At 71.1% G+C, this 19,755-nt stretch carries 18 protein-coding genes; 8 read left to right on the plus strand and 10 right to left on the minus strand.

Annotation, left to right across the window (positions count from 1 at the left end; genetic code table 11):
• Positions 1-1,105, plus strand: a 1,105-nt coding sequence (locus tag AB0C29_RS05625; protein ID WP_360815621.1) for a glycosyltransferase, incomplete at its 5' end; no start/stop codon positions are given.
• A gap of 338 nt (positions 1,106-1,443) precedes the next feature.
• Here the strand turns inward: AB0C29_RS05625 and AB0C29_RS05630 are convergent.
• The 3 genes from AB0C29_RS05630 to AB0C29_RS05640 all read right to left on the minus strand — a co-directional run bounded on the left by AB0C29_RS05630 (position 1,444) and on the right by AB0C29_RS05640 (position 6,061).
• Positions 1,444-1,968, minus strand: a complete 525-nt coding sequence (locus AB0C29_RS05630) for a GNAT family N-acetyltransferase (RefSeq protein ID WP_360815624.1) — start codon at positions 1,966-1,968, stop codon at positions 1,444-1,446.
• 264 nt (positions 1,969-2,232) lie between these two features.
• Positions 2,233-4,179 (minus strand): ATP-binding protein, encoded by a 1,947-nt coding sequence (locus AB0C29_RS05635; RefSeq protein ID WP_360815627.1) that lies wholly within the window; start codon positions 4,177-4,179, stop codon positions 2,233-2,235.
• Positions 4,180-4,210: 31 nt separating this feature from the next.
• Positions 4,211-6,061 (minus strand): ATP-binding protein, encoded by a 1,851-nt coding sequence (locus AB0C29_RS05640; protein ID WP_360815630.1) that lies wholly within the window; start codon positions 6,059-6,061, stop codon positions 4,211-4,213.
• Between the two features lie 94 nt (positions 6,062-6,155).
• Between AB0C29_RS05640 and AB0C29_RS05645 the strand changes: the two genes are divergently transcribed.
• Positions 6,156-6,701 carry a TetR/AcrR family transcriptional regulator gene (locus AB0C29_RS05645; protein WP_360815633.1) on the plus strand — a complete coding sequence of 182 codons (546 nt, stop codon included), beginning with the start codon at positions 6,156-6,158 and terminating at the stop codon, positions 6,699-6,701.
• Complete coding sequence (locus AB0C29_RS05650; protein WP_360815636.1) at positions 6,701-6,838, plus strand: hypothetical protein; 138 nt, start codon at positions 6,701-6,703, stop codon at positions 6,836-6,838. Before AB0C29_RS05645 ends, AB0C29_RS05650 begins: the two co-directional genes overlap by 1 nt.
• Before the next feature lie 178 nt (positions 6,839-7,016).
• Here AB0C29_RS05650 and AB0C29_RS05655 read toward each other — a convergent pair whose 3' ends face one another.
• Entirely contained in the window at positions 7,017-8,678 is a 1,662-nt protein-coding gene (locus AB0C29_RS05655) for a methyl-accepting chemotaxis protein (protein WP_360815638.1), read from the minus strand.
• Positions 8,679-8,768: 90 nt separating this feature from the next.
• Here AB0C29_RS05655 and AB0C29_RS05660 point away from each other — a divergent pair, with 90 nt between their 5' ends.
• Positions 8,769-9,458 carry a DUF4190 domain-containing protein gene (locus AB0C29_RS05660; protein ID WP_360815641.1) on the plus strand — a complete coding sequence of 230 codons (690 nt, stop codon included), beginning with the start codon at positions 8,769-8,771 and terminating at the stop codon, positions 9,456-9,458.
• A gap of 40 nt (positions 9,459-9,498) precedes the next feature.
• Here AB0C29_RS05660 and AB0C29_RS05665 read toward each other — a convergent pair whose 3' ends face one another.
• On the minus strand, positions 9,499-10,536 hold the full coding sequence (locus tag AB0C29_RS05665) for a hypothetical protein (protein ID WP_360815644.1): 1,038 nt from the start codon (positions 10,534-10,536) through the stop codon (positions 9,499-9,501).
• A gap of 149 nt (positions 10,537-10,685) precedes the next feature.
• Entirely contained in the window at positions 10,686-11,714 is a 1,029-nt protein-coding gene (locus AB0C29_RS05670; RefSeq protein WP_360815647.1) for a LacI family DNA-binding transcriptional regulator, read from the minus strand.
• Positions 11,715-12,016: 302 nt separating this feature from the next.
• On the opposite strand from AB0C29_RS05670, the gene AB0C29_RS05675 reads away from it, so the two are divergent.
• The 4 genes from AB0C29_RS05675 to AB0C29_RS05690 all read left to right on the plus strand — a co-directional run bounded on the left by AB0C29_RS05675 (position 12,017) and on the right by AB0C29_RS05690 (position 16,776).
• Positions 12,017-13,345, plus strand: coding sequence for an extracellular solute-binding protein (locus AB0C29_RS05675; RefSeq protein WP_360815650.1), 1,329 nt, complete (start codon positions 12,017-12,019; stop codon positions 13,343-13,345).
• 91 nt (positions 13,346-13,436) lie between these two features.
• The gene (locus AB0C29_RS05680) at positions 13,437-14,399 is read left to right on the plus strand and encodes a sugar ABC transporter permease (RefSeq protein WP_360815653.1); all 963 of its coding nucleotides are present in this window, start codon (positions 13,437-13,439) and stop codon (positions 14,397-14,399) included.
• Positions 14,396-15,241 (plus strand): carbohydrate ABC transporter permease, encoded by an 846-nt coding sequence (locus AB0C29_RS05685; RefSeq protein WP_360815656.1) that lies wholly within the window; start codon positions 14,396-14,398, stop codon positions 15,239-15,241. Before AB0C29_RS05680 ends, AB0C29_RS05685 begins: the two co-directional genes overlap by 4 nt.
• 26 nt (positions 15,242-15,267) lie before the next feature.
• On the plus strand, positions 15,268-16,776 hold the full coding sequence (locus AB0C29_RS05690) for an alpha-N-arabinofuranosidase (RefSeq protein ID WP_360815659.1): 1,509 nt from the start codon (positions 15,268-15,270) through the stop codon (positions 16,774-16,776).
• On the opposite strand, the gene AB0C29_RS05695 is transcribed toward AB0C29_RS05690, so the two are convergent.
• The 4 genes from AB0C29_RS05695 to AB0C29_RS05710 all read right to left on the minus strand — a co-directional run bounded on the left by AB0C29_RS05695 (position 16,744) and on the right by AB0C29_RS05710 (position 19,529).
• Positions 16,744-17,766 carry an EI24 domain-containing protein gene (locus AB0C29_RS05695; protein WP_360815662.1) on the minus strand — a complete coding sequence of 341 codons (1,023 nt, stop codon included), beginning with the start codon at positions 17,764-17,766 and terminating at the stop codon, positions 16,744-16,746. The genes AB0C29_RS05690 and AB0C29_RS05695 overlap by 33 nt on opposite strands.
• Positions 17,767-17,875: 109 nt before the next feature.
• Entirely contained in the window at positions 17,876-18,286 is a 411-nt protein-coding gene (locus AB0C29_RS05700) for an adenylyltransferase/cytidyltransferase family protein (protein ID WP_360815665.1), read from the minus strand.
• A complete protein-coding gene (locus AB0C29_RS05705; protein ID WP_360815668.1) occupies positions 18,283-18,984 on the minus strand; it encodes a hypothetical protein in 702 nt (233 codons plus the stop codon). Before AB0C29_RS05705 ends, AB0C29_RS05700 begins: the two co-directional genes overlap by 4 nt.
• 80 nt (positions 18,985-19,064) lie before the next feature.
• Positions 19,065-19,529, minus strand: a complete 465-nt coding sequence (locus AB0C29_RS05710; protein WP_360553559.1) for an Lrp/AsnC family transcriptional regulator — start codon at positions 19,527-19,529, stop codon at positions 19,065-19,067.
• Positions 19,530-19,755: the final 226 nt, after the last annotated feature.

A 19,755-nucleotide genomic window follows, 5' to 3' on the forward strand; every position in this document is an offset into this window, starting at 1 on the left:
GCAGGTCCGGGCCCTGCGCGCCACCCTGCCGACCGGCCGGATCGAGGCGCCGGTCGTGCACGCCCACACCGGCATGCTCGGCGGGGTCGTGGCGATGCGGCTGGCCCGCCCGGACGCCCGGATCGTGGTGACCGAGCACGCGACCTTCCTGCCCGAAGTCTTCGCCCAGCCCGGCGCCCGCGACCAGTACGCCGAGATGCTGTCCCGCGCCGACGCCCTGCTCTGCGTGGGCCGGCACCTGCTCGACCAGCTCGCCGACTACTTCCCCGAGCAAGCTCACAAGCTGAGCATCGTGCCCAACGCCATCGACTTCGACCGGTTCACGGTCCGCGAACGCCCACCCGGCGAGTTGTCACGCTGGCTCTACGCCGGACGGCTGATGGCCCACAAGGGCGTGCTGACCCTGGTCGACGGCTTCGCCCGGATCGCCGCCGAGGACCCTCGGGTGAGCCTGACCCTGGTGGGGACGGGCCCACTCGCGGACACCCTCGACCGGCGGATCGCCGTCCTGGGGCTCAGCGGCCGGATCACCCGCCGGCCGGCCGTGCCGCCGGACCAGGTGACGGCGCTGATGCACGAGCACGACCTGCTCGTGCACGCCAGCCGGCTGGAAACTTTCGGCATGACGGTGGTCGAGGCGGTCGCCACCGGTACGCCCGTGCTGGTCGCCCGCAGCCAGGGCCCGGCCGAGACGTTGGCCGGGATCGAGCACCAGGCCGGACTGCTGATCGAACCCAGCGAGGATCCGGACGTCATCGCCGACGGCTACCGCCGGCTGTGCAAGGAACTGGACACTCTGGACCTGCCCCGGGCCCGCGCGACCTTGGCGGCGCGCTACGACTTCGCTGCGGTGGCTAGCCGGCTCAGCGAGGTCTACCACCCCGGCGCGGCCGCCCCTACGCCACCGACCGTTCCCCAGCAGTCGCCGGGAGATCGTGGTCGGCTGTCCCGCCTCGTGCGGTTCTCCGCCGTCACCGTCCCCGACCGGGTCCTGTCCGGCTTCCAGCGGGCGACGGTCGTGCTGCCCGCTCCGGGCCCGGAAGCGGTCGTCCGCTACCTGCGGCGGATCCCGGCGGTCATCGGCGACCGGATCCTGCGCCGGTGAGCCAGACCATCCTGAGGTGAGCCGGACCTTCTTAAGGTGAGCCGGACCGTCGTCAGGTGAGCCGGACCGTCTTCAGGTGAGCCGAACCATCGTCGGGTGAGCCGGACCTTCTTAAGGTGAGCCGGACCATGTTCAGGTGAGCTGGACCATCCTGAGGTAAGCCGGACCTTAAGGTGAGCCGGACCGTCTTTGGGTGGTCCGGACCATCCTGAGGCGAGCCGGATCATGTTCAGGTGAGCCGGACCATCCTGAGGTGAGCCGGATCATGTTCAGGTGAGCCGGACCTTCTGAAGGTGAGCCGGACCTTCTGCAGGTGAGCCGGACCTTCTTGAGGTGAGCTAGACCATTCTGAGGTCGGGAGACTCCGGGCTCACGTATACCCAGAGGTCGAGGATCGTGCCGTCGTCGAGGGCGGGATGCAGCTCACCGACCCTGTTCCAGCCCTCCGACTCGTACAGGGCGATCGGCGGCGCCAGCGTCTGACCGACGTCGAGCACCGCCCGCTGCCCGAACGCCCGCGCCTGTCCGGCAGCGTGCCGCAGCAGCACCCGGCCCAGGCCGTTCCGGCGCAGGTCCGGCGCGATGAACAGCCGCGACACCAGGGCCAGCGCGTCCGTCGGCAAGCCGGTCGCTCCCGCGGCGACGGTCAGCGTCGGGTCATCCGTAGGGCAGTGCAGGGCGACGTGCCCGACGATCCGGCCGTCCCGCTCGGCCACCCACGCGGCCTCTTCGTGCTCACCGGTGAGGAAGCCGGGGACCTCATGCGGCGCGAGGTGCAGCGGATAGTTGTCCTGCCGGTGCACCTGTAGCAACAGGTCGACGCAGCCGGCGGTGTCCGCCTCGGTCTTCGCTCGGATCAGCACGGCCAGAATTTTACTGATCACGGCCGGTCGTGGTCTCGGCCGTTACGACCGCGTCCCAGTGCCGTTCACCACGCGGTCGTCGCCGCGGCCCTACGACTGCGTCGCGGTGCTGCTCACTACGCGGCCGTGGCCGCGGCCGTTGCAACGGCGTGGCAGTGTGCGGTGCCGCCCCGGCCGCCTCGACTGCGTCGCAGTGCTGCTCACCACGCGGCCGTGGCCGCGGCCGTTGCAACGGCGTGGCAGTGCGTGGTGCCGGCCCGGCCGCTACGACCGTGTAGTGGTGCTGCTCAGCACGCTGCTGACCCGCCGGAGCAGGTCGTCCGCGGTGAACGGCTTCTCGATGAATGCGATGTCCGGGTCCAGCACATGGGTCGAGCCGAGCAGCCCGTTGCTGTACCCCGACATGAACAGCACCGGCAGTCCGGGGTGCCGGGCCGCCAGCAGCTCGGCGAGCCGCGGACCGGACATCCCCGGCATGATCACGTCGGTCAGCAGCAGGTCACAGCCCTGGTCCCGGTCCAGTTCCAGCGCTTCCGGCCCGGATGCCGCCGACAGCACGCGGTAGCCGCCCTGGCTCAGGATGCGGGCGACGATCCGGCCGAGCGCCGGTTCGTCCTCGACGACCAGCACCGTCTCCTGGTGTCCCTGCGGCACGGCCGCCTCGACCGCACGGGTGACTCCCGCGTCCCGCGCTGTCTCGACCAGGGGCAGGTACACCCGGAAGGTGGTGCCGACCCCGGGCTCCGAGTACACGTTGATGCTGCCGCCCGCCTCCGCCACGATGCCGTACACGGTGGACAGTCCCAGGCCGGTGCCCTGGCCGCGTGGCTTGGTGGTGTAGAACGGCTCGAAGATGTGCGCGGCGACCTCCGGCTCGATTCCTTCACCCGTGTCGCTGACCTGCAGCCGGGCGTACGCGCCGGGCGCCAGCTCGGGGTGCATGTCGAGCTGGTGCTCGTCCAGCCGGGCCCGGTCGGCCTCGATCACCAGCGTGCCGCCCTGGGGCATCGCGTCGCGGGCGTTGAGCGACAGGTTCAGCAGCACCTGCTGGATCTGGCCGGCGTCGGCGTGCACTGTCAGCGGCGCCGGGGCCGGCTCGGTACGCAGGTCGATGTCCTCGCCGATGGTGCGGTGCAGCATCGCCCGGACCTCGTCGATGGACGCGTTCAGGTCGATGTCCTGTGGCTGGATGGTGTCCCCGCGGGTGAAGACCAGCAGCTGGTGGGTGAGGCTGATGGCCCGGTCGGCGGCGATCCGGACGTGTTCCAGGTCGGCGCGTACGGCGGGGTCCGCCGACTGCTCGGCCGCGAAGTCGGTGTAGTTGACGATGATCGCCAGGATGTTGTTGAAGTCGTGGGCGACCCCGCCGGCGAGCTTGCCGAGGCTCTCCATCCGCTGCGCCTGGTGGGTGCGTTCCTCGACCTGCCGGCGGCGCTCGGCCGCCTGTTTCGCGGCGGCGATGTCGCGGGCCACCACGGAGACCCCGATGATCGTGTCGTCGCGGCCTCGGATGGGGGCCACGCTCACCGCGATCTCGAGCGGCGAGCCGTCCTTGTGCACCCGGGTGGCCTCGTAGTGCAGGCTGCGCTCGCCCGCGGCGATCCGGGACAGGACGTCGGACTGCTCGCCGAGCCCCTCGCTGTCGGCCAGCATCGACGCCGGGTGCCCGACCACCTCTGCCGCGGTGTAACCGAAGAGCCGTTCCGCGCCGCCGTTCCAGGCGGTCACCGTGCCGGCCGGCGTGACGCCGATGATCGCGTCGTCGCTGTGCTCCACGACGGCGGCGAGGGTGGCGCGGTGGCTCTCGGCCAGGTCCTGAGCGGCCCGCTCGCGGGCGTCGGCCACGTCCAGGTGCTGCTGGCCGGCGGGATCAGGGTAGATCGCGCCCCGGCGCAGCATGACGCCGTAGCTGCGCCGCAGCGTCCAGTAGTAGACGCCGACGGCCGCCGTGAGCAGATCCCAGCAGGCCGCGGCCCAAGACCCCGCGGTCATCCCGGCGTGGGCGTGCCCGGAGAACAGCGCCTGGTACGCGGCGGAGGCGTGGAAGCCGTGCCCGACCGCGCAGCTGAAGAAGATCAGCGCGGTCGCGGTGGCCAGCCGGTTGGTACGCAGCTGCCCGGCGCGGGCCACCGGGACGGCGATCGCGGCGGTGACCGCTGCGTACGCCACCATGATGACGGTGTTGCCGAGGAGAAAGATCTGGTCCGGCACACCCGTCTGTTCGGACCGGAAGCTGCGGTACTTAGCGGGCGGCGCCGGTCCGTTCGGCGGTGGCAGTGCTCTGCTCGTCCGGGGGAGTGGCCGGCACGGTGAACCAGAACCGGCTGCCGCCGCCCGGATTCTCCCGTACGCCGACCTCGCCGCCGTGGCGTTCGATGATGCGGTGCACGATGGCGAGCCCCAGCCCGGTGCCGTGGTACGGCTGGCTGCCGTCCGCCCTGATGAACGGGTCGAACACGGTCGCGCGCTGGGCCGCCGGGATGCCGATGCCCCGGTCGGCGACCTCGATGCACCAGCCGCCGGCCTCCAGCGCCGTACCGGTGATCTCGAGGCACGGCTGTTGCCCGGCGGGGGTGTACTTCAGGGCGTTGCCGACCAGGTTGTCGACGACCTGGCGCAGCAGGACCGGATCCCCGTCGACGGTGGGCAGCGGCCCGACCACGATCGTCGGCTGCTGCCCGCCCGTGCCGCCGACCCGGTCCCGGATCACGTCGGCCACCAGCCGGTTCAGATCCACCTCGGTACGCCGTAACGTCCGATTGTCCGCTGTCGCGTAGTTCAGCAGGTCGTCGATCAGCGACTGCATCCGCTGGGCGCCCCCGTACAGGCGCTCCAGGAACTCGCGGTGCTCCGGCTCCAGCCGGGGCGCGGCCTCCTCACGCAGGAAGTCGGCGTAGCCGGTGATCCGGGCCAGCGGGCTGCGCAGGTCGTGGGCGACGACACCGGCGAAACCGACCAGTTCCTCCTCGCGCCGGCGCAGCTGCTGCTCGACCGCTTCCCGGCGGTTGATGTCGTCACGCAGCGCCGCGGTGGCGGCGTCGACCCGGCGCAGCGCGCGGTCGCGGGAGCTGACCACGGTGCCGGTCAGGGCCGCGAGCAGCGCGGTGATCAGCGTGCCGATCAGGGCGGCGACGACGTCCAGGTGCAGCGCGGTGCCGGCCAGCACCCGGTCGGTGGGCGCGACGGTGACCTGCCAGGTGCGCTGCGGCACCGGGATCGGCAACGTACGGGCGGGCCGGCTCTCGTCGATGGCCGCGTTCGGCAACCGGCGCCCGACCGGGGTGGCGACGCCGTTCGACGCGTCCGAGAGCGTCACGGCGACCGTCTCCCCGGCGATCCGGCTGATCGCGTCCTGGAGGAAGTCGCCGCCGCGCAGAGCCATCACCATCCAGCCGCGGAACTGTCCGGCGTCGCTCGCCGACGGGGAGGTGGAGTAGACCGGCGCGGCCAGCGCGAAGCCCAGCTGCTGGGCCTCCTGCGGTACGGCGGCGTCCTGCAGCAGGCGGTAGCTCGCACTGATGGCGACCTGGTGGCCTTCGCGGGCCTGGCTGAGTGCGGCTGCCGCCTCGGGTGCCGCCGCGAGGTCCTGACCCGAGGACGAGCCGCTGCCGTCGATGGCCCGGTTCAGGACCACGAACAGATGCTCGGAGGTGTGCTCTGGCGCCGGCTGCAACCGCAGGTCGGGGCTGCCTGCCCGGCGCCATTGGGTCTGGACCCGGGGAACCTCGGCGGCGGTGGCCGGCACGACCAGCGCCACTCCGGTGGCACCGGGCAGCCGTTGCCGGTCCGTCGCGGCGGTGATCGCCTCGAACTCCGGCTTCGACAACTGGCCCTGGGCGCCGACCGCGGCGGCGAGGTCGAGCAGGGAAGTGGTGTAGCGCCGCATCTCGGCGGTCAGCGTGCGCGCGACCATCGTGGTCCGCTGCTCCAGCGCCTGATCGAAGCGGTCCTCGGCGGCCCGCCGGAGCGCGCTCACCGCCAGCACGGTGCCGATCATGCCGAGCGCCACGACGAGGACGACGATCCGCGACCGACGTCCCCGGGCGCGGGGTGCACCGCCGGCCGGGGTCTGCACCGTCGGCGCGGGTATCACTCGGCTCAGGCTACGCGGCCGGCCGGCCCGGCACGGGCGGATCGGGCGAATCGGCGCCCGGTTACTTTACCTTCCGGATGGTAAATTAACAGCCATGAGACCCAGCCAGCGGACCGCCCTGCTCGACGCCTCGCTGCGGCTGATGCGGGGAGCGGAGGGCGCCGACATCACCCTGGACGCCGTCGCCCGCGAGGCCGGGGTCACCAAGCCGGGCCTGATGTACCACTTCCCGAACCGCGAGGCGCTGATGCTGGCGATCGTCGACCACGCCGCCGCCAGCCTGGAGCGCGCGATGGCGGAGATCATCGACGGGCCGCTGGAGCAGGCGTCGCCGGCCGAACGCGTACGCGCCTATGCCGCCGTCGCCGCCCGGGGCGCGGACTGCCGTGCGGAGTACGCCATCTACACCGAAGCCGCGTACCGTCCCGGGCTCTCCGGGCCCTGGCTGGAGCGGATGGCCCGCTGGTTCGAGCTGCCGGCCGGGGTCGACGCGCGTACCCGGGCCGCCCTGACCGTCGCCCGCCTCGCCGCCGACGGGCTCTGGGCCGCCGAGGCGACCGGGGTCTTCCCGCCCCGGCCCGAGGACCGCGACGCCGTGATGGCGTTGATCGGTTCCCTCACGGCAGGCGGGGTGGAGTGATGAGGAGGTGGTTCATGCTGGCCGCGGCGACCCTCGCGCTCAAGGCCGCCCTCGACCACCCCGCCTGGTACGCCCTCGTGGTCGCCGGTTACGTCGCGGCGTTCGCCTTCTGGCCGGGTGCCTGCGCCTGGGCATGACGATCGGCGTCGCGTACGGGATCTGGGGCGCCGGCGGGGTCACCGTGACCGCGGTCTGTCCGCCGCGATCTACGGCGAACCGCTGACTGCCCTGATGGGTCTGGGCATCGCCCAGATCTCCGCCGGCGTTCTCGTCGTCGAACTCGGCGCCCAGGCGGCTCGCTGACCGCCGTGGCGCTCAGTAGCGGAAGGTGCTGACCAGCCCGTTCAGCGTCGCCGCCGCGTCGACGAGCGACCGGGCGGTCGTCTGCGTGGTCTGCGCGCCCGCGCTGGCCTGCTCGGCGGCCTGGGCCACGCCGACGATGTTGGTGGCGATCTCGCCGGCACCGACGGCCGTCTCGCCGACGTTGCGGGACATCTCCTGAGTCGTCGCGGTCTGCTCCTCGATGGCCGAGGCGATGGTCAGCTGGGTGTCGTTGATCTCGGTCACCACGGTGGAGATCCGGGCGATGACGGCCGCCGCCGCGCCGGAGCCCTGGCTGATCGCCTCGACCTTGCGGGCGATCTCCTCGGTGGCCGACGCGGTCTGCTGTGCCAGTTCCTTGACCTCGCCGGCGACCACGGCGAAGCCCTTGCCGACCTCGCCCGCGCGGGCGGCCTCGATGGTGGCGTTCAGGGCGAGCAGATTGGTCTGTGCGGCGATGTCGGTGATGAGCTTGACCACGGTCCGGATCTCGGCCGACGAGGCGCCGAGGCGGGTCACGGTCTCGTCGGCCTCCCGCGTGGCCTGCACGCCGCCGCGCGCGATGTCGCTGGCCCGGGAGGCGCTGCGCGAGATCTCCCCGATGGACGCGTTCATCTCCTCCGCGGAGGCCGCCAGCGTCGACACGATGGTGGAGACCTCCTCGGCGCTGGCGCTGACCACCCCGGCCTGCGCGCTGGTCTCCTCGGCGCCCCCGGCGAGCTGGGTGCTGACCGTGCTGAGCTCGTCGGCCGCGTCCGACACCTGCCGCGCCCCGGCGGCGACCGCGGCGACCAGCTCCTGCATCCGGTCGGCGAAGCGGTTGAAGCCGCCCGCCGCCTCGGCGATCTCGTCCCGGGCGCCGTCGTGGATCCGCTGGGTCAGGTCGCCGTCGCCGTCGGCGATCTCGGCGAGCCGGTGGTTGAGCGTGCCGAGCGGCCGGATGATGGACCGGATCAGCACGAAGGCGAGCGCGGCGCCGAGCAGGACGGTGAGCACGCCGGACGCGACCATGACCACCGAGGAGCGGTCGGCGGCGGCCGAGGCGTCGGTCATCGCGGCGGCGGACCGGGCGTCGATCGAGGACGTGAGCGCGTCCACGCTCGCGGCGATCTCGTTGAAGATCTTGATCTCGTCGACGGCCACCAGCTGGTTGGCCCGCGCGACCTGGGTCGCGGCGCCGCTGCGGTACGCCTCGACGATGGTGCGGTCCAGCGCGGAGAACTCGTCGAAGTGCCGGGTGATGCGGTCGATCAGCTCCGTCTCCGCGGCGGTGATGCGGGCGCCGCGAAGGGCCTGCAGCTCCTGGCGGAACGAGGCGGCCGAGGCGAGGAACGCGGCGCGCGCTTCGGCGGTGTCGGCTGCGGCGCCGTCGACCCCGCGGACGATGTCGAACGCGTACGCGGTCTGCCAGCCGTTGAAGTCCGCCGACCGGAACTTGACCTGCTTGGCGAGCTGGTTGGCCGTCGAGTAGTCGGCGAGGGTGGCGGTCGCGCGGGACTGGCCGGCGATGGCCGACAGCCCGACGGCCACCACCGCGCTCAGCAGGGCCAGCAGCACCACCATCGCGGCGACCAGCCGGCTACTGATCCGGACACTGCGCAGCCCGACCTTCATGGTTCCCTCGCCCCGTTCCTCGACATTGTTTTCCCAGGCCATGAATCGTCCGCGGCGGGCCCGGCCTGAGGAGTCGGCGCGAAGAGGCGCACGGGGCGGCGCCACGCCGCCCGCCGCTGTACCGTGCCCGCTGTGGATCACCAGCCCCCGCCCGCGCCCGGCCCGCAGTACCCGGCCTACACGCCGCCGCCCCCGCCCCGGCCGGTCTGGAACGGCAAGACCAACGGCTTCTCCATCGCCTCCCTGGCCCTGGCGCTGATGGGTTGCGCCGGCCTGCCGAGCATCATCTTCGGCGTCATCGGGCTGCGGCAGAGCAAGCGCAACGGCGACCGGCGCGGCCGCTTCTACGCGATCGCGGGGCTGGTCGTCTGCGGCCTCTGGGTGCTCGCCATCGCGGTGGCGATCGGCGTGGCCGCCGTACGGGATGCCGCCGACGGCCCGGACCGCGACGCCGCCGGCGCGATCAACGGCGCTCGCGAGATGAAGGTGACCGAGCTGCGGGTGGGTGACTGTCTCAAGGACATCAGCTCGCGGACCGGCAGCTATGTGGACGTGGTGCCCTGTTCGACGACGCACTACAGCGAGGTCTTCGCCCTCTTCCCCCTGCGGGAGGGCAAGTGGCCGGGCGACGCACAGGTCAAGGAAGCCGCTCACGCCGGCTGCGACGACCGCTACACCGACTATGCCGGTGTCAAGCTGGACGAGGACTCGTGGACGGTGCTCGCCGTGCCGCCGGAGGAGCTGGACTGGTCGTCCGAGCGCGACGTGCTCTGCCTGGCCCACCACCTGCGGGTGCCCACGACCGGCTCACTACGCCGCTGATCCCGCTGCGCGGGCAGCGGGACCGGCGGATCGGCGGGAGTCAGCGGGCCAGGACCGGGCGGCGCAGCAGCCGGGTGCGCACCGGCGGCAGCCAGCGCACCAGCGCGGCGGTCCGCTCGTTGGAGCCGTAGGCGAGCAGCGTCAGGAAGACGCCGTAGACCGGCAGGTGACCGAGCAGCTCGGTGCCGCCGAAGAGCAGCAGCGTCGCGTTGAACGGGATGCCCGCGACCAGCACGGCCACCTGGGGCAGCGCGCCGGAGATCACCAGCAGGCCGAACAGCAGCTCGGTGGCCCCCGCGACGGCGACGAAGGTGTCCGGGCTCAGGTGGATGCCCACCAGCGAGAAGACGTCGAGCTGCGGGTAGAGGTGCAGGGTCTCGCGGGCCAGCGCGGGGTTGGCCAGCTTCTCCGCGAAGGCGAGCGTGATCAGGGCGCCACCGGCACCGAGCCGCAGACCGAACAGCGCCCGGCGCAGGGTCGCGGCGTCCGGTTCCACCCGGCCGAAGGTCTCGTCCGACGGCGGCACGAAGGCCAGGAACACCGCCACGCCCAGCAGGTCCATGGCCGACAGCAGCCCGACCGGACCGGTGAGCAGCAGGGCCAGCGGCCCGATGACGGTGAGGGCCAGGGCCGCGGGGCGCAGCCTGATGCCGGTGATGAACCAGATGCCCAGGGCGCCCTCGGCGAGCAGCAACGCCACCCCGCCGGTCAGGTGCTCGACCTCGAGGTCGTGGGTGAGGAAGTGGCCGGTGACCGCGGCGGCCAGCAGCGAGACGCCCAGGTGGATGGCGAGCAGCCGGGGGACGTACGGGATGATCCGGCCGGCGAACCGCAGCGGCCGCAGCTCCGGCGTGGGCAGGTACCGCACGGCGACGTACCGCCACACGATGGTGGCCAGGACGACCGCGACGATCAGGCCGAAGGTGACCGGCCGCAGGGCGAACGCCCAGTCGGTCGGGTAGGAGCCGGGCTCGTCGACGAACCACTTCTCGTGCGCCGAGGCGGGGGAGGGCGACGCCAGCAGCGCCGCGGCGGCGGTGCCCGCAACGGCGGCACCACGTCCCAGAGTGACCTTCATCGTTCCCGCTCCCTGTGCCCCGGCGCCGCTCTGTCGCGGCGCCTGTCCTGCTGTACGTCGTCCTTTCTACGGGCGGGTTGAGCTCCGCGGGGCACTCGCGGCCCAGGTCAGGACCAAAGTCCCGAGCATTCGGGACCATCGCGGCCCGGTCAGTGCGGGCCTGCCCGGCCGAGCGTGCTCTGGCGGGGGATCAGGCGGTGCTCGGCCAGCAGCTCCACCCCGGGCACCGGCCCGGAACTGCCGATCCGCATGATCAGCCGCTCCACCGCCAGCTGCGCGATCGCGGTCTTGTCGGGCGAGATGGTGCTGATCGTCGGATGGCTGTAGCGCCCGTCCTCGATGTCGTCGTAGCCGATGATCGCGATGTCCTCGGGGATGCGCAGCCCGCGCTCCAGGATGGTGTGGATCGCGCCGGAGGCGACCAGGTCGCTGTAGCAGAACACCGCGTCCGGCGGGTCGGCCCGGTCGAGCAGCGCGGCCATCGCGGTCACGCCGTCGATCCGGTTGAACCGGGCGGTGCTGATGATCAGCGACTCGTCGACCGGGAGCCCGGCGGCGGCGTGGGCCGCGCGGAAGCCGCGGGTGCGCAGCTGGGCCGCCTCGCCGGTCGCGTACGGCTGGTCGCCGATGGCCGCGATCCGGCGCCGGCCCAGCGAGATCAGGTGGGTGACGGCGTCCGTGGAGGCGGCGATGTCGTCGATGCCGACGTGGTCGAAGGTGCCGTCGGAGACGCGTTCGCCCAGCACGACCAGGGGCAGGGCAAGATCACGCACGGTGAGATCCTGCTGGGACAGGCCCAGCGGACTGATGATCATGCCGTCGAACAGGAAGCCCCGCGAGCCGCGGCCGATCAGCTCGCCCTCGTGCTGCCGGTCGCCGTCGGTCTGATCGATCAGGACGTTGTAACCGCCCTTGCGGGCGGCCGGGATGATCGCCTGCAGCAGCTCGGCGAAGTACGGCGTGTCCAGGTACGGCACCACGACAGCGATCTGCCCCGACCGCCCGTTGGCCAGGTTGCGGGCGAGCACGTTGGGCCGGTAACCGAGTTCGGCGATGGCCCGCTCGACCTTCTCCCGGGTCGCCGGCGCCACCTGGGCGTAGCCGTTCACCACGTTGGAGACCGTACGGGGGGACACCCCGGCGAGCTCGGCAACGTCACGCAGTGTGATGTCCCGCATGAGGCCCCTCCTTGCTGAGACGGGCGACGGTGTGCCCGAGGTGACGATCGTATTTCCGAGAGGTTGCCTCTTGCCAGAGCCGTTGAGCCGGTGCATAGTCCTTTGCAGCGCTGCAATCGTAACTTACAACACACTTCACCGGGGATGGACGCCACGGTCGTCCGGGCTCTTTCCCGCGGTTCCGGTCCCGCCTGCTGACTACGCAGAGCGAGGAGCGGCGATCCCCCATGCGCGAAATCCAGCCAGGAGGCCACCGAATGAGTTCCCGGAAGAGTCCGACCATGAGACGTCTCATCATTGCGATGCCCGTACTGTCCCTCGTCCTCGGCGTGGCTGCCTGCTCGGGCGGCGACGAGGGTGGCGGCACCTCGGCCAAGCCGACCAACTGCACCAACAAGATCGTTCACCCGGACGCCAAGGCTGTGTCCGTCTGGGCCTGGTACCCGAACATGGCCAAGGTCGTCGACAACTTCAACAACGCCCACACCGACGTGCAGGTCTGCTGGACCAACGCGGGCCAGGGCGCCCCGGAGTACGCCAAGTTCCAGACGGCTATCTCCGCCAAGAAGGGCGCACCCGACGTGATCATGCTGGAGGCGGACCAGCTGGTCGGCTTCGAGATCCAGGAGGCCCTGGTCGACCTGGCGCCGTTCGGGGCCAACGACGTGAAGGCCAAGTTCAGCGCGGGCGCCTGGAAGGACGTCTCGCAGGGCGACGCCGTCTACGCCATCCCGGTCGACGGCGGCCCGATGGCGATGATCTACCGCACCGACGTCTTCGCGAAGTACGGGATCAAGACCCCGCCGAAGACCTGGGCCGAGTACGCCGAGGCCGCCGCCAAGGTCAAGGGTGCGGGCGGGCCGAACTTCGGTGACTTCGGCAGCAACGTGCCGGCCGTGGCGACCGCGTTGATGATCCAGAAGGGCGCCAACCCGTTCACCTACGACCTGGCCAACAAGCAGAACATCACCATCAAGCTCGACGACCAGGCCACCAAGGACGTGCTCAACTACTGGGGTGGGCTGGCCACGAAGAAGCTGATCGGCACCGAGGACCAGTTCACCACCGACTACATCGCCGGCGTGGTCAACGGCAAGTACGCGACGTACGTCTCCGCCGCCTGGGCGCCCGGCTACCTGACCGGGGCCGGCGTCGGCAGCGGCAAGGAGAAGGGCAAGTTCGCCGTGGCGCCGCTACCGCAGTGGGACGCGAACGCGCCGGTCTCGGTCAACTGGGGCGGCTCGACCTTCGCGGTGACCTCGCAGGCGTCCGACAAGAAGGCCGCGGCCGAGGTGGCCAAGGGTCTCTACGCCGACGAGGCGTCGCTGACCGACGGCTGGAAGACGCAGACCATCTTCCCGCTCAACCAGGACGTGCTGAAGTCCGACGCCTTCGTCACCAACAAGGTCGACTTCTTCAACGGGCAGACGGCGAACAAGGACATCTACATCCCGGCCGCCAACGCCTACCAGGGTGCGACGTACAGCCCGTTCACCGTGTACTACTACGCCCAGCTGCAGGCCCAGATCGTGAAGATCAACAGCGGCAAGACCACCGGTGACCAGGCTGCTACCGAGCTCCAGGACATCATGGTCAAGTACGCCAAGAGCCAGGGCTTCACCGTCCAGTGACCGCCGGCCGGACGGCCGCCCGGGTCCACCGTGCGGCGGCCGTCCGCCCCCATCCGCGGCTGCGACGACGCCGCAGAGGAGACGTGAACCCATGGCCGTCATCAGATCGACCCCGCCCGCGGCGCTGCGCGACAGCACCGGCGTACCCCGGGCCACCGCGCCGCCCCGGCGCCGCCGATCGGCGCGCCGCGGCGGCGCCGGCTGGGTCTTCATCTTCCCGTTGCTGGTCGTGTTCGCGGTCTTCCTGGTCGCACCCCTGCTGTACGCGGGCTACCTGAGCCTCTACACCAAAGGACTCGCGACCGGCACCACGTTCGCCGGGATCGACAACTACACCCGGGCGTTCACCGACCCGTCGTTCCTCAAGGGACTGTGGCTGGTGCTGCGGTTCAGCCTCGTGGTGATTCCGCTGCAGATGATCGTCGCGCTGGTCGCGGCGCTGGTGCTGGACGAGGTCACCGGCCGGCTGGCCCGCTTCTCCCGGCTGATGATCTTCCTGCCGTACGCGGTCCCGGCCGTGCTCGGCGCGCTGATGTGGGGCTTCCTCTACAGCCCCAGCTTCGGTCCGCTGGAACAGATCTCGTCGCTGTTCAACGTGCAGGCGCCGTTCCTGCTCAGCCAGGGCAACATCTTCTACGGCCTGCTCAACGTGGTCACCTGGCAGTGGTCCGGCTACTACATGGTGATCATCTATGCCGCGCTGAAGAGCATCGACACGTCCATCTACGAGGCGGCCCGCATCGACGGGGCGAGCTCCCGGCAGATCGCGTTGCGCATCAAGGTGCCGATGGTGTCGTCCGCGTTCGTGCTGATCCTGGTCTTCTCGCTGATCGGCACGCTGCAGTTCTTCGCCGAGCCGCAGATCCTCGGGCCGATCGCCAACGGCTCGGTCACGCCCGACTTCACCCCCAACATCTACGCGTTCAACCTGGCCTTCGCCTACGCCCAGTTCAACTACGCCTCGGCGATCTCGTTCGCCCTGGGCTTCGTGGTCTTCCTGGCCGTCGCCGTCTTCATGGTCGTCACCCGCAAGCGAGGGAGCATCTTCACGTGAGCAACCGCCACCTCGGGGCGAAGCTGTTCCTGCTCGCCCTCGTCTGCTACTTCCTGGTCCCGGTCTGGTGGCTCGTCGTGGCCAGCACCAAGAACGCCGAGGGCCTGTTCTCCGGCACGGGCGCCCTGTGGTTCAACGGCTTCCACCTCGTCGACAACCTGAAGGACCTGGTCACCTTCAACAACGGCGAATACCTGCGCTGGCTGGGCAACTCCGTGCTGTACGCGCTGACCGGCGGGATCGGCTCGACCGTCATCTCGGTGCTGGCCGGCTACGGCTTCGCGAAGTTCAGCTTCCGCGGCCGCAACCTGACCTTCGCCCTGGTGCTCGGCTCGGTCATGGTGCCGCTGACCGCCCTGGTCATCCCGACGTTCGTGATGATGAGCAACGCCGGGCTGACCGACACGGTCTGGGCGGTCATCCTGCCGTCGCTGCTGAGCCCGTTCGGCGTCTACCTGATGCGGGTCTACACCTCGGCGTCGGTGCCCGACGAGCTGCTCGACGCGGCCCGCATCGACGGCGCCGGTGAGCTGCGCACGTTCCTGCGGGTGGCGCTGCCGCTGATGCGTCCCGCAGTGGTCACCGTACTGCTGCTGTCGGTCGTCGCGACCTGGAACAACTACTTCCTGCCGCTGACCATGCTGTCCGACTCGAAGCTCTACCCGCTGACCGTGGGCATCGGCCTGTGGTCGCAGCTGGCCAGCTCCAACAACGGCGGCGGGCAGTCGCTGTGGAGCCTGATCATCACCGGTTCGCTGGTGTCCATCGTCCCGCTCGTCATCGCCTTCCTGACCCTGCAGAAGTACTGGCAGGGCGGGCTCGCCGTCGGCAGCCTCAAGTGACATCCCCCTCGACCCCCGGGAGATCCGTGCTTTCCGCCAGCTTCACCCTCGATCCCGCGTTCACCGTCGCGCCGGTGTCCCGCCGTACCTTCGGGTCCTTCGTCGAGCACATGGGCCGCTGTGTCTACACCGGGATCTACGAGCCGTCGCACCCGACCGCGGACGCCGACGGATTCCGGGAGGACGTGCTCGCCCTGACCCGCGAGCTGGGCGTCTCGGTCGTGCGGTACCCCGGCGGCAACTTCGTCTCCGGCTACCGCTGGGAGGACGGCATCGGCCCGGTCGCCGACCGGCCGGTGCGCCGGGACCTGGCCTGGCACAGCCTGGAGACCAACGAGATCGGCATCGACGAATTCATGCGCTGGGCGCGCAAGGCCGGGGTGGAGGTGATGTACGCGGTGAACCTCGGCACCCGCGGCGTGCAGGAGGCCCTGGACGTGCAGGAGTACCTGAACCAGCCCGACCGCACCCACCTGGCCCGGCTCCGGCAGGCCAACGGCGCGACGGAACCGTACGGCATCACCATGTTCTGCCTCGGCAACGAGCTCGACGGCCCGTGGCAGACCGGGCACAAGACCGCCCACGAGTACGGCCGGCTGGCCATGGAGACCGCCCGGGCGATGCGCAGTGCCGAGCCGGGGCTGGAGCTCGTGGCCTGCGGCAGCTCGTCCTCCTCGATGCCGACGTTCGCCGCGTGGGAGGCCGAGGTCCTCGAACTGACCTACGACGCCGTGGACTACATCTCCGCGCACGCCTACTACGAGCCGATCAACGGCGACCTGGGCAGCTTCCTGGCCTCGGCGGTCGACATGGACCACTTCGTCACCAGCGTCGCGGCCACCGCCGACAGCGTCGGGGCCAAGCTCAAGAGCGGCAAGAAGCTCAAGATCTCCTTCGACGAGTGGAACGTCTGGTACCAGAGCGCCTTCCAGGCCACCCAGGAGACCGAGTGGCGGGTGGCCCCCCGGGTCATCGAGGACTCGTACACCGTCACCGACGCCGTGGTGGTCGGCAACCTGCTGATCTCCCTGCTGCGGCACAGCGACCGGGTCACCGCCGCCTGCCAGGCCCAGCTGGTCAACGTGATCGCCCCGATCCGCACCGAGGCGGGCGGCCCGGCGTGGCGCCAGACGATCTTCCACCCGTTCGCGCTGACCTCCCGCCTGGCCCGCGGCGAGGTGCTGCGCGTGGAGCCGCAGTCCCCGAGCTATGACACCGCCCGCTTCGGCTCGGTGCCGTTGCTGGACGCGGTGGCCACCCACGATGCCGAGAGCGGCGACGTGACTGTCTTCGTCGTGAACAGGCACCTCACCGAGAGCCTCGACCTGGCGGTGTCGCTGGCCGGCTTCGGGGCGGGTCTGCGGGTGACGGAGTCGTGGACGCTCGCGGACGAGGACCTCTACGCCATGAACACGGCCGACGACCCGGAACGCGTGGTGCCCGGCCCGGCCAAGGACGCGGACGTCACCGACGGCGTCCTGCGGGCAAGCCTGCCCCCGGTGTCATGGACCGCGATCCGGCTCACCACCGGCTGACCAGCGACGATCGGCCGGCCACGGCGACGCTGTCCCACCGATCATCGCGGACGGCGCCGCCGCGGCGGGCACGGTCTGCCCGGAGCCGATCGGGAAACGCTGATGGAGCAGAACCGCGCCGACGAGAACGACCGGCACTGTGAGCCAACGCAACGGCGGCAACGGCACGGCCAGCACGGTCACGCACATCGCGCCGAAGCCGGTCACGGGCCACCGGTGCTGCCACGCGTACCGCAGGTGGTCCCGCCGGTTTCCGGTGCCCCGATGGTGCAGCGGCAGGCCGACGGCCAGCAGGCCGACCAGGAATCCGCTGACGGCCAGGATGAGCACGACGTTGACGACCGGCACCACCAGCACGGGGGTCAGGACCACGAGAGTCACCGGCAGCACCAGCGTGGCCAGGACCGCCTGCGTCAGGCAGAACCGGACGGCGGCGAACCACCCTGGCGGTGCCGGACCGGACGGCGGGTTCCCGCGCTCGAGCCAGCGGACGAGGAGAACGCAGAAGGGTGCCCCGACCAGGATCCCGAGCGGGACCAGCACGAATCCGACCAGGAACTCGGCCAGGCCACACAGCGCCCAGAACACGAGCTGCTCGAGCGCGTCGTGCAGAAAACCCCAGCCCTCGGACCATCCGGTCGCCCAGGCGGCGATGCGCCGGGCCGAAGCTGCGACAGCGGCGCGCATCTCCCACAGGGCCACGGAGACGATGAGCGCCGGTAGCAGGGCACACAGCCACAGCCGGGGACGGCGCCCGAAGGCGGCTGTGCCGCGCCAGAAGATCGCAATTCCTGCGCCGAAGTCCCTGACCGCGGAGACGGTCTTCCGTGCGGCCCGGCCCGGGTGAATCCCTGCGGCGAGGGGGACGTCCGGCTCGGTTACCGCGTACGGGATGAGCTGTTGAACCGTGGGATCCGGCGGCGCGGGCCACGGCGGTGATGGGTACGCGGACGGCCGGATCGGCTCCTGCCACCTCTGCGCTTCCACCATCTGCTCAACGGCACCGCGCACGCGGGGGAACGCCTTCTCCAGGGTCCTGGGCGAACGGCCGAACCCGTACCGGCCGACCGGCCGACCAGCGATCGAGTGACCGCGGCGATCAGGCCGGGCGGGCCCGGACCCGGGCGATGAGGTCGGTGGTCGACACCCCTGCCGTGCGGTGGACCAGCCGCAGCCGGCCGGCCGCGGCCACCGGTCCGTAGACCTCGTCGATCGCCTTCGGGGTGATGTCGTCGCCGTGCACGACCAGCGCGATGTCGTGCTCGTCGAGAAACTCGAGCGTCACCCGGTCCGGCGCCGCGGGCACCACCTCGTCGACGTACCGGCACGCCGCGATCACCGCGACGCGTTCGGCCAGGGTCATGATCGGCTGCCGCTTGTACGACGCCACCACCTCGTCGGACAGCACGCCGACGATCAGGTGGTCGCCGTGCTGCCGGGCCGCCTTCAGCAGGGCCACGTGGCCCGGATGGAAGAGGTCACCCACCATGTCGACGTAGATGCGAGTCATCGGCGGTTGGGTTTGCGCTCGGCCAGGGCCGCCCAGACGATGGTGTCCTGGCCGTGCGGCAGGAAGCCCCAGCACCCGGCGAACGCGTTGATCAGGTGGAGTTCCAGGTCGGCCAGGACGTCCGGTCGCAGCATGGCCGGGCGGCCGTGGCGCACCGCCACGTACATCGTGCCCGGGGTCGCGGCCAGGGTCAGGTCCATCAGCGTGCCGGCGTGCCGGGTCGCGTAGGAGGTCAGCTCGCTCGCCACCATGGCCGCCGGTCCGACCAGGTGGGGCAGTCCCCACCGGACGCAGGCGTCGGTCGCCACGTCCCGGCTGCGTCGCGCGGCTCCGGCCACCGGCAGCAACCGTTCGTCGCAGGTCCGGGACCGCGACGATCGGTGCAGCAGGACGGCCCGCGCGGCGCGCAGCGCGCGGGAGAGCGGAACCTGAGCCGGTCGGACGTTGATGCCCTCACTCTGCACCACGATCGGCACCGGGGTATTCCCGGACCGGCCCGTCAGCGCGGCGAAGAGCGGAAAAAGCCCGGGCAGGGTCGTGGCCGGCGCTGACAGGCTGATCAGCAGCGGGGCGGGCCGCCGGGCGACCCTCGTGGTCAGGCCGGTCCGCAGTGCCCGGACGGATCCGGTGTCGGGAGATCCCTCGACGGTGACGGCGGTGGACGCCGGGCCGGTGTCGAAAGTCCAGGTCAAAGGCATACGACGGGAGTCCTCCGCGGGGTCGGCAGCGGTTCCGGCCGGGCGCATACCCGTCGATGGGATCACCATGCGGCCGATCGTCACTGTTCCCAGATGGCCGTCGCCGACAGCGGCTCGGCCTCCTCGAAGACCAGCAGGGTCCGGGTGTTCACGATGCCCGGCATGCCCTGGATGACGTCCAGGACCAGCCGGCCCAGGGCGGCGTTGTCCCGCGCCCGGACCAGCAGGATCGCGTCGAACTCCCCGCCGACCAGCGCGATGTGCACGACCCCGGGCAGCGCGCGCAGCTGCTCGCCCACGTCCCGCCACTCCGCCTGGTGCAGGTTCACCGTCACGTAGGCGGAGGTGCCCAGGCCCGCCGCGACGGGGTCGATGTCGGCCCGGAAGCCCTTGATCACGTTCGCGGTGCGGAGCCGTTCCACCCGGGCGTACGCGTTGGCCCGGGAGATGTGCAGGTGCTCGGCGAGGGTGCGCATCGACATCCGGCCGTCGCGGGTCAGCTCGGCCAGGATCTGCCGGTCGATGTCGTCGAGGGCGCTGGCCACTTGTCTTGTCCTCCTCGGCTCCGGGCGCCGTTGCCCGGACGTTTGGCCGCTGGAGTGCGGCACGACCAGTACATCTTCTCGGTTTTTCCCGGGATGTGGAAACCTTTTGGTCGGCGAACGACCATGTCTGCATGACACGTGACCCGCACCACCTTCTGCCGTCGGCCGAGCCGGTCACGCTCATCGACCCGCACGGACGAGCCGTCGACGCCCCCGCTTACCCCGC

Source organism: Actinoplanes sp. NPDC048791 (genome assembly GCF_040650095.1).
In the GTDB taxonomy this organism is placed as follows: domain Bacteria; phylum Actinomycetota; class Actinomycetes; order Mycobacteriales; family Micromonosporaceae; genus Actinoplanes.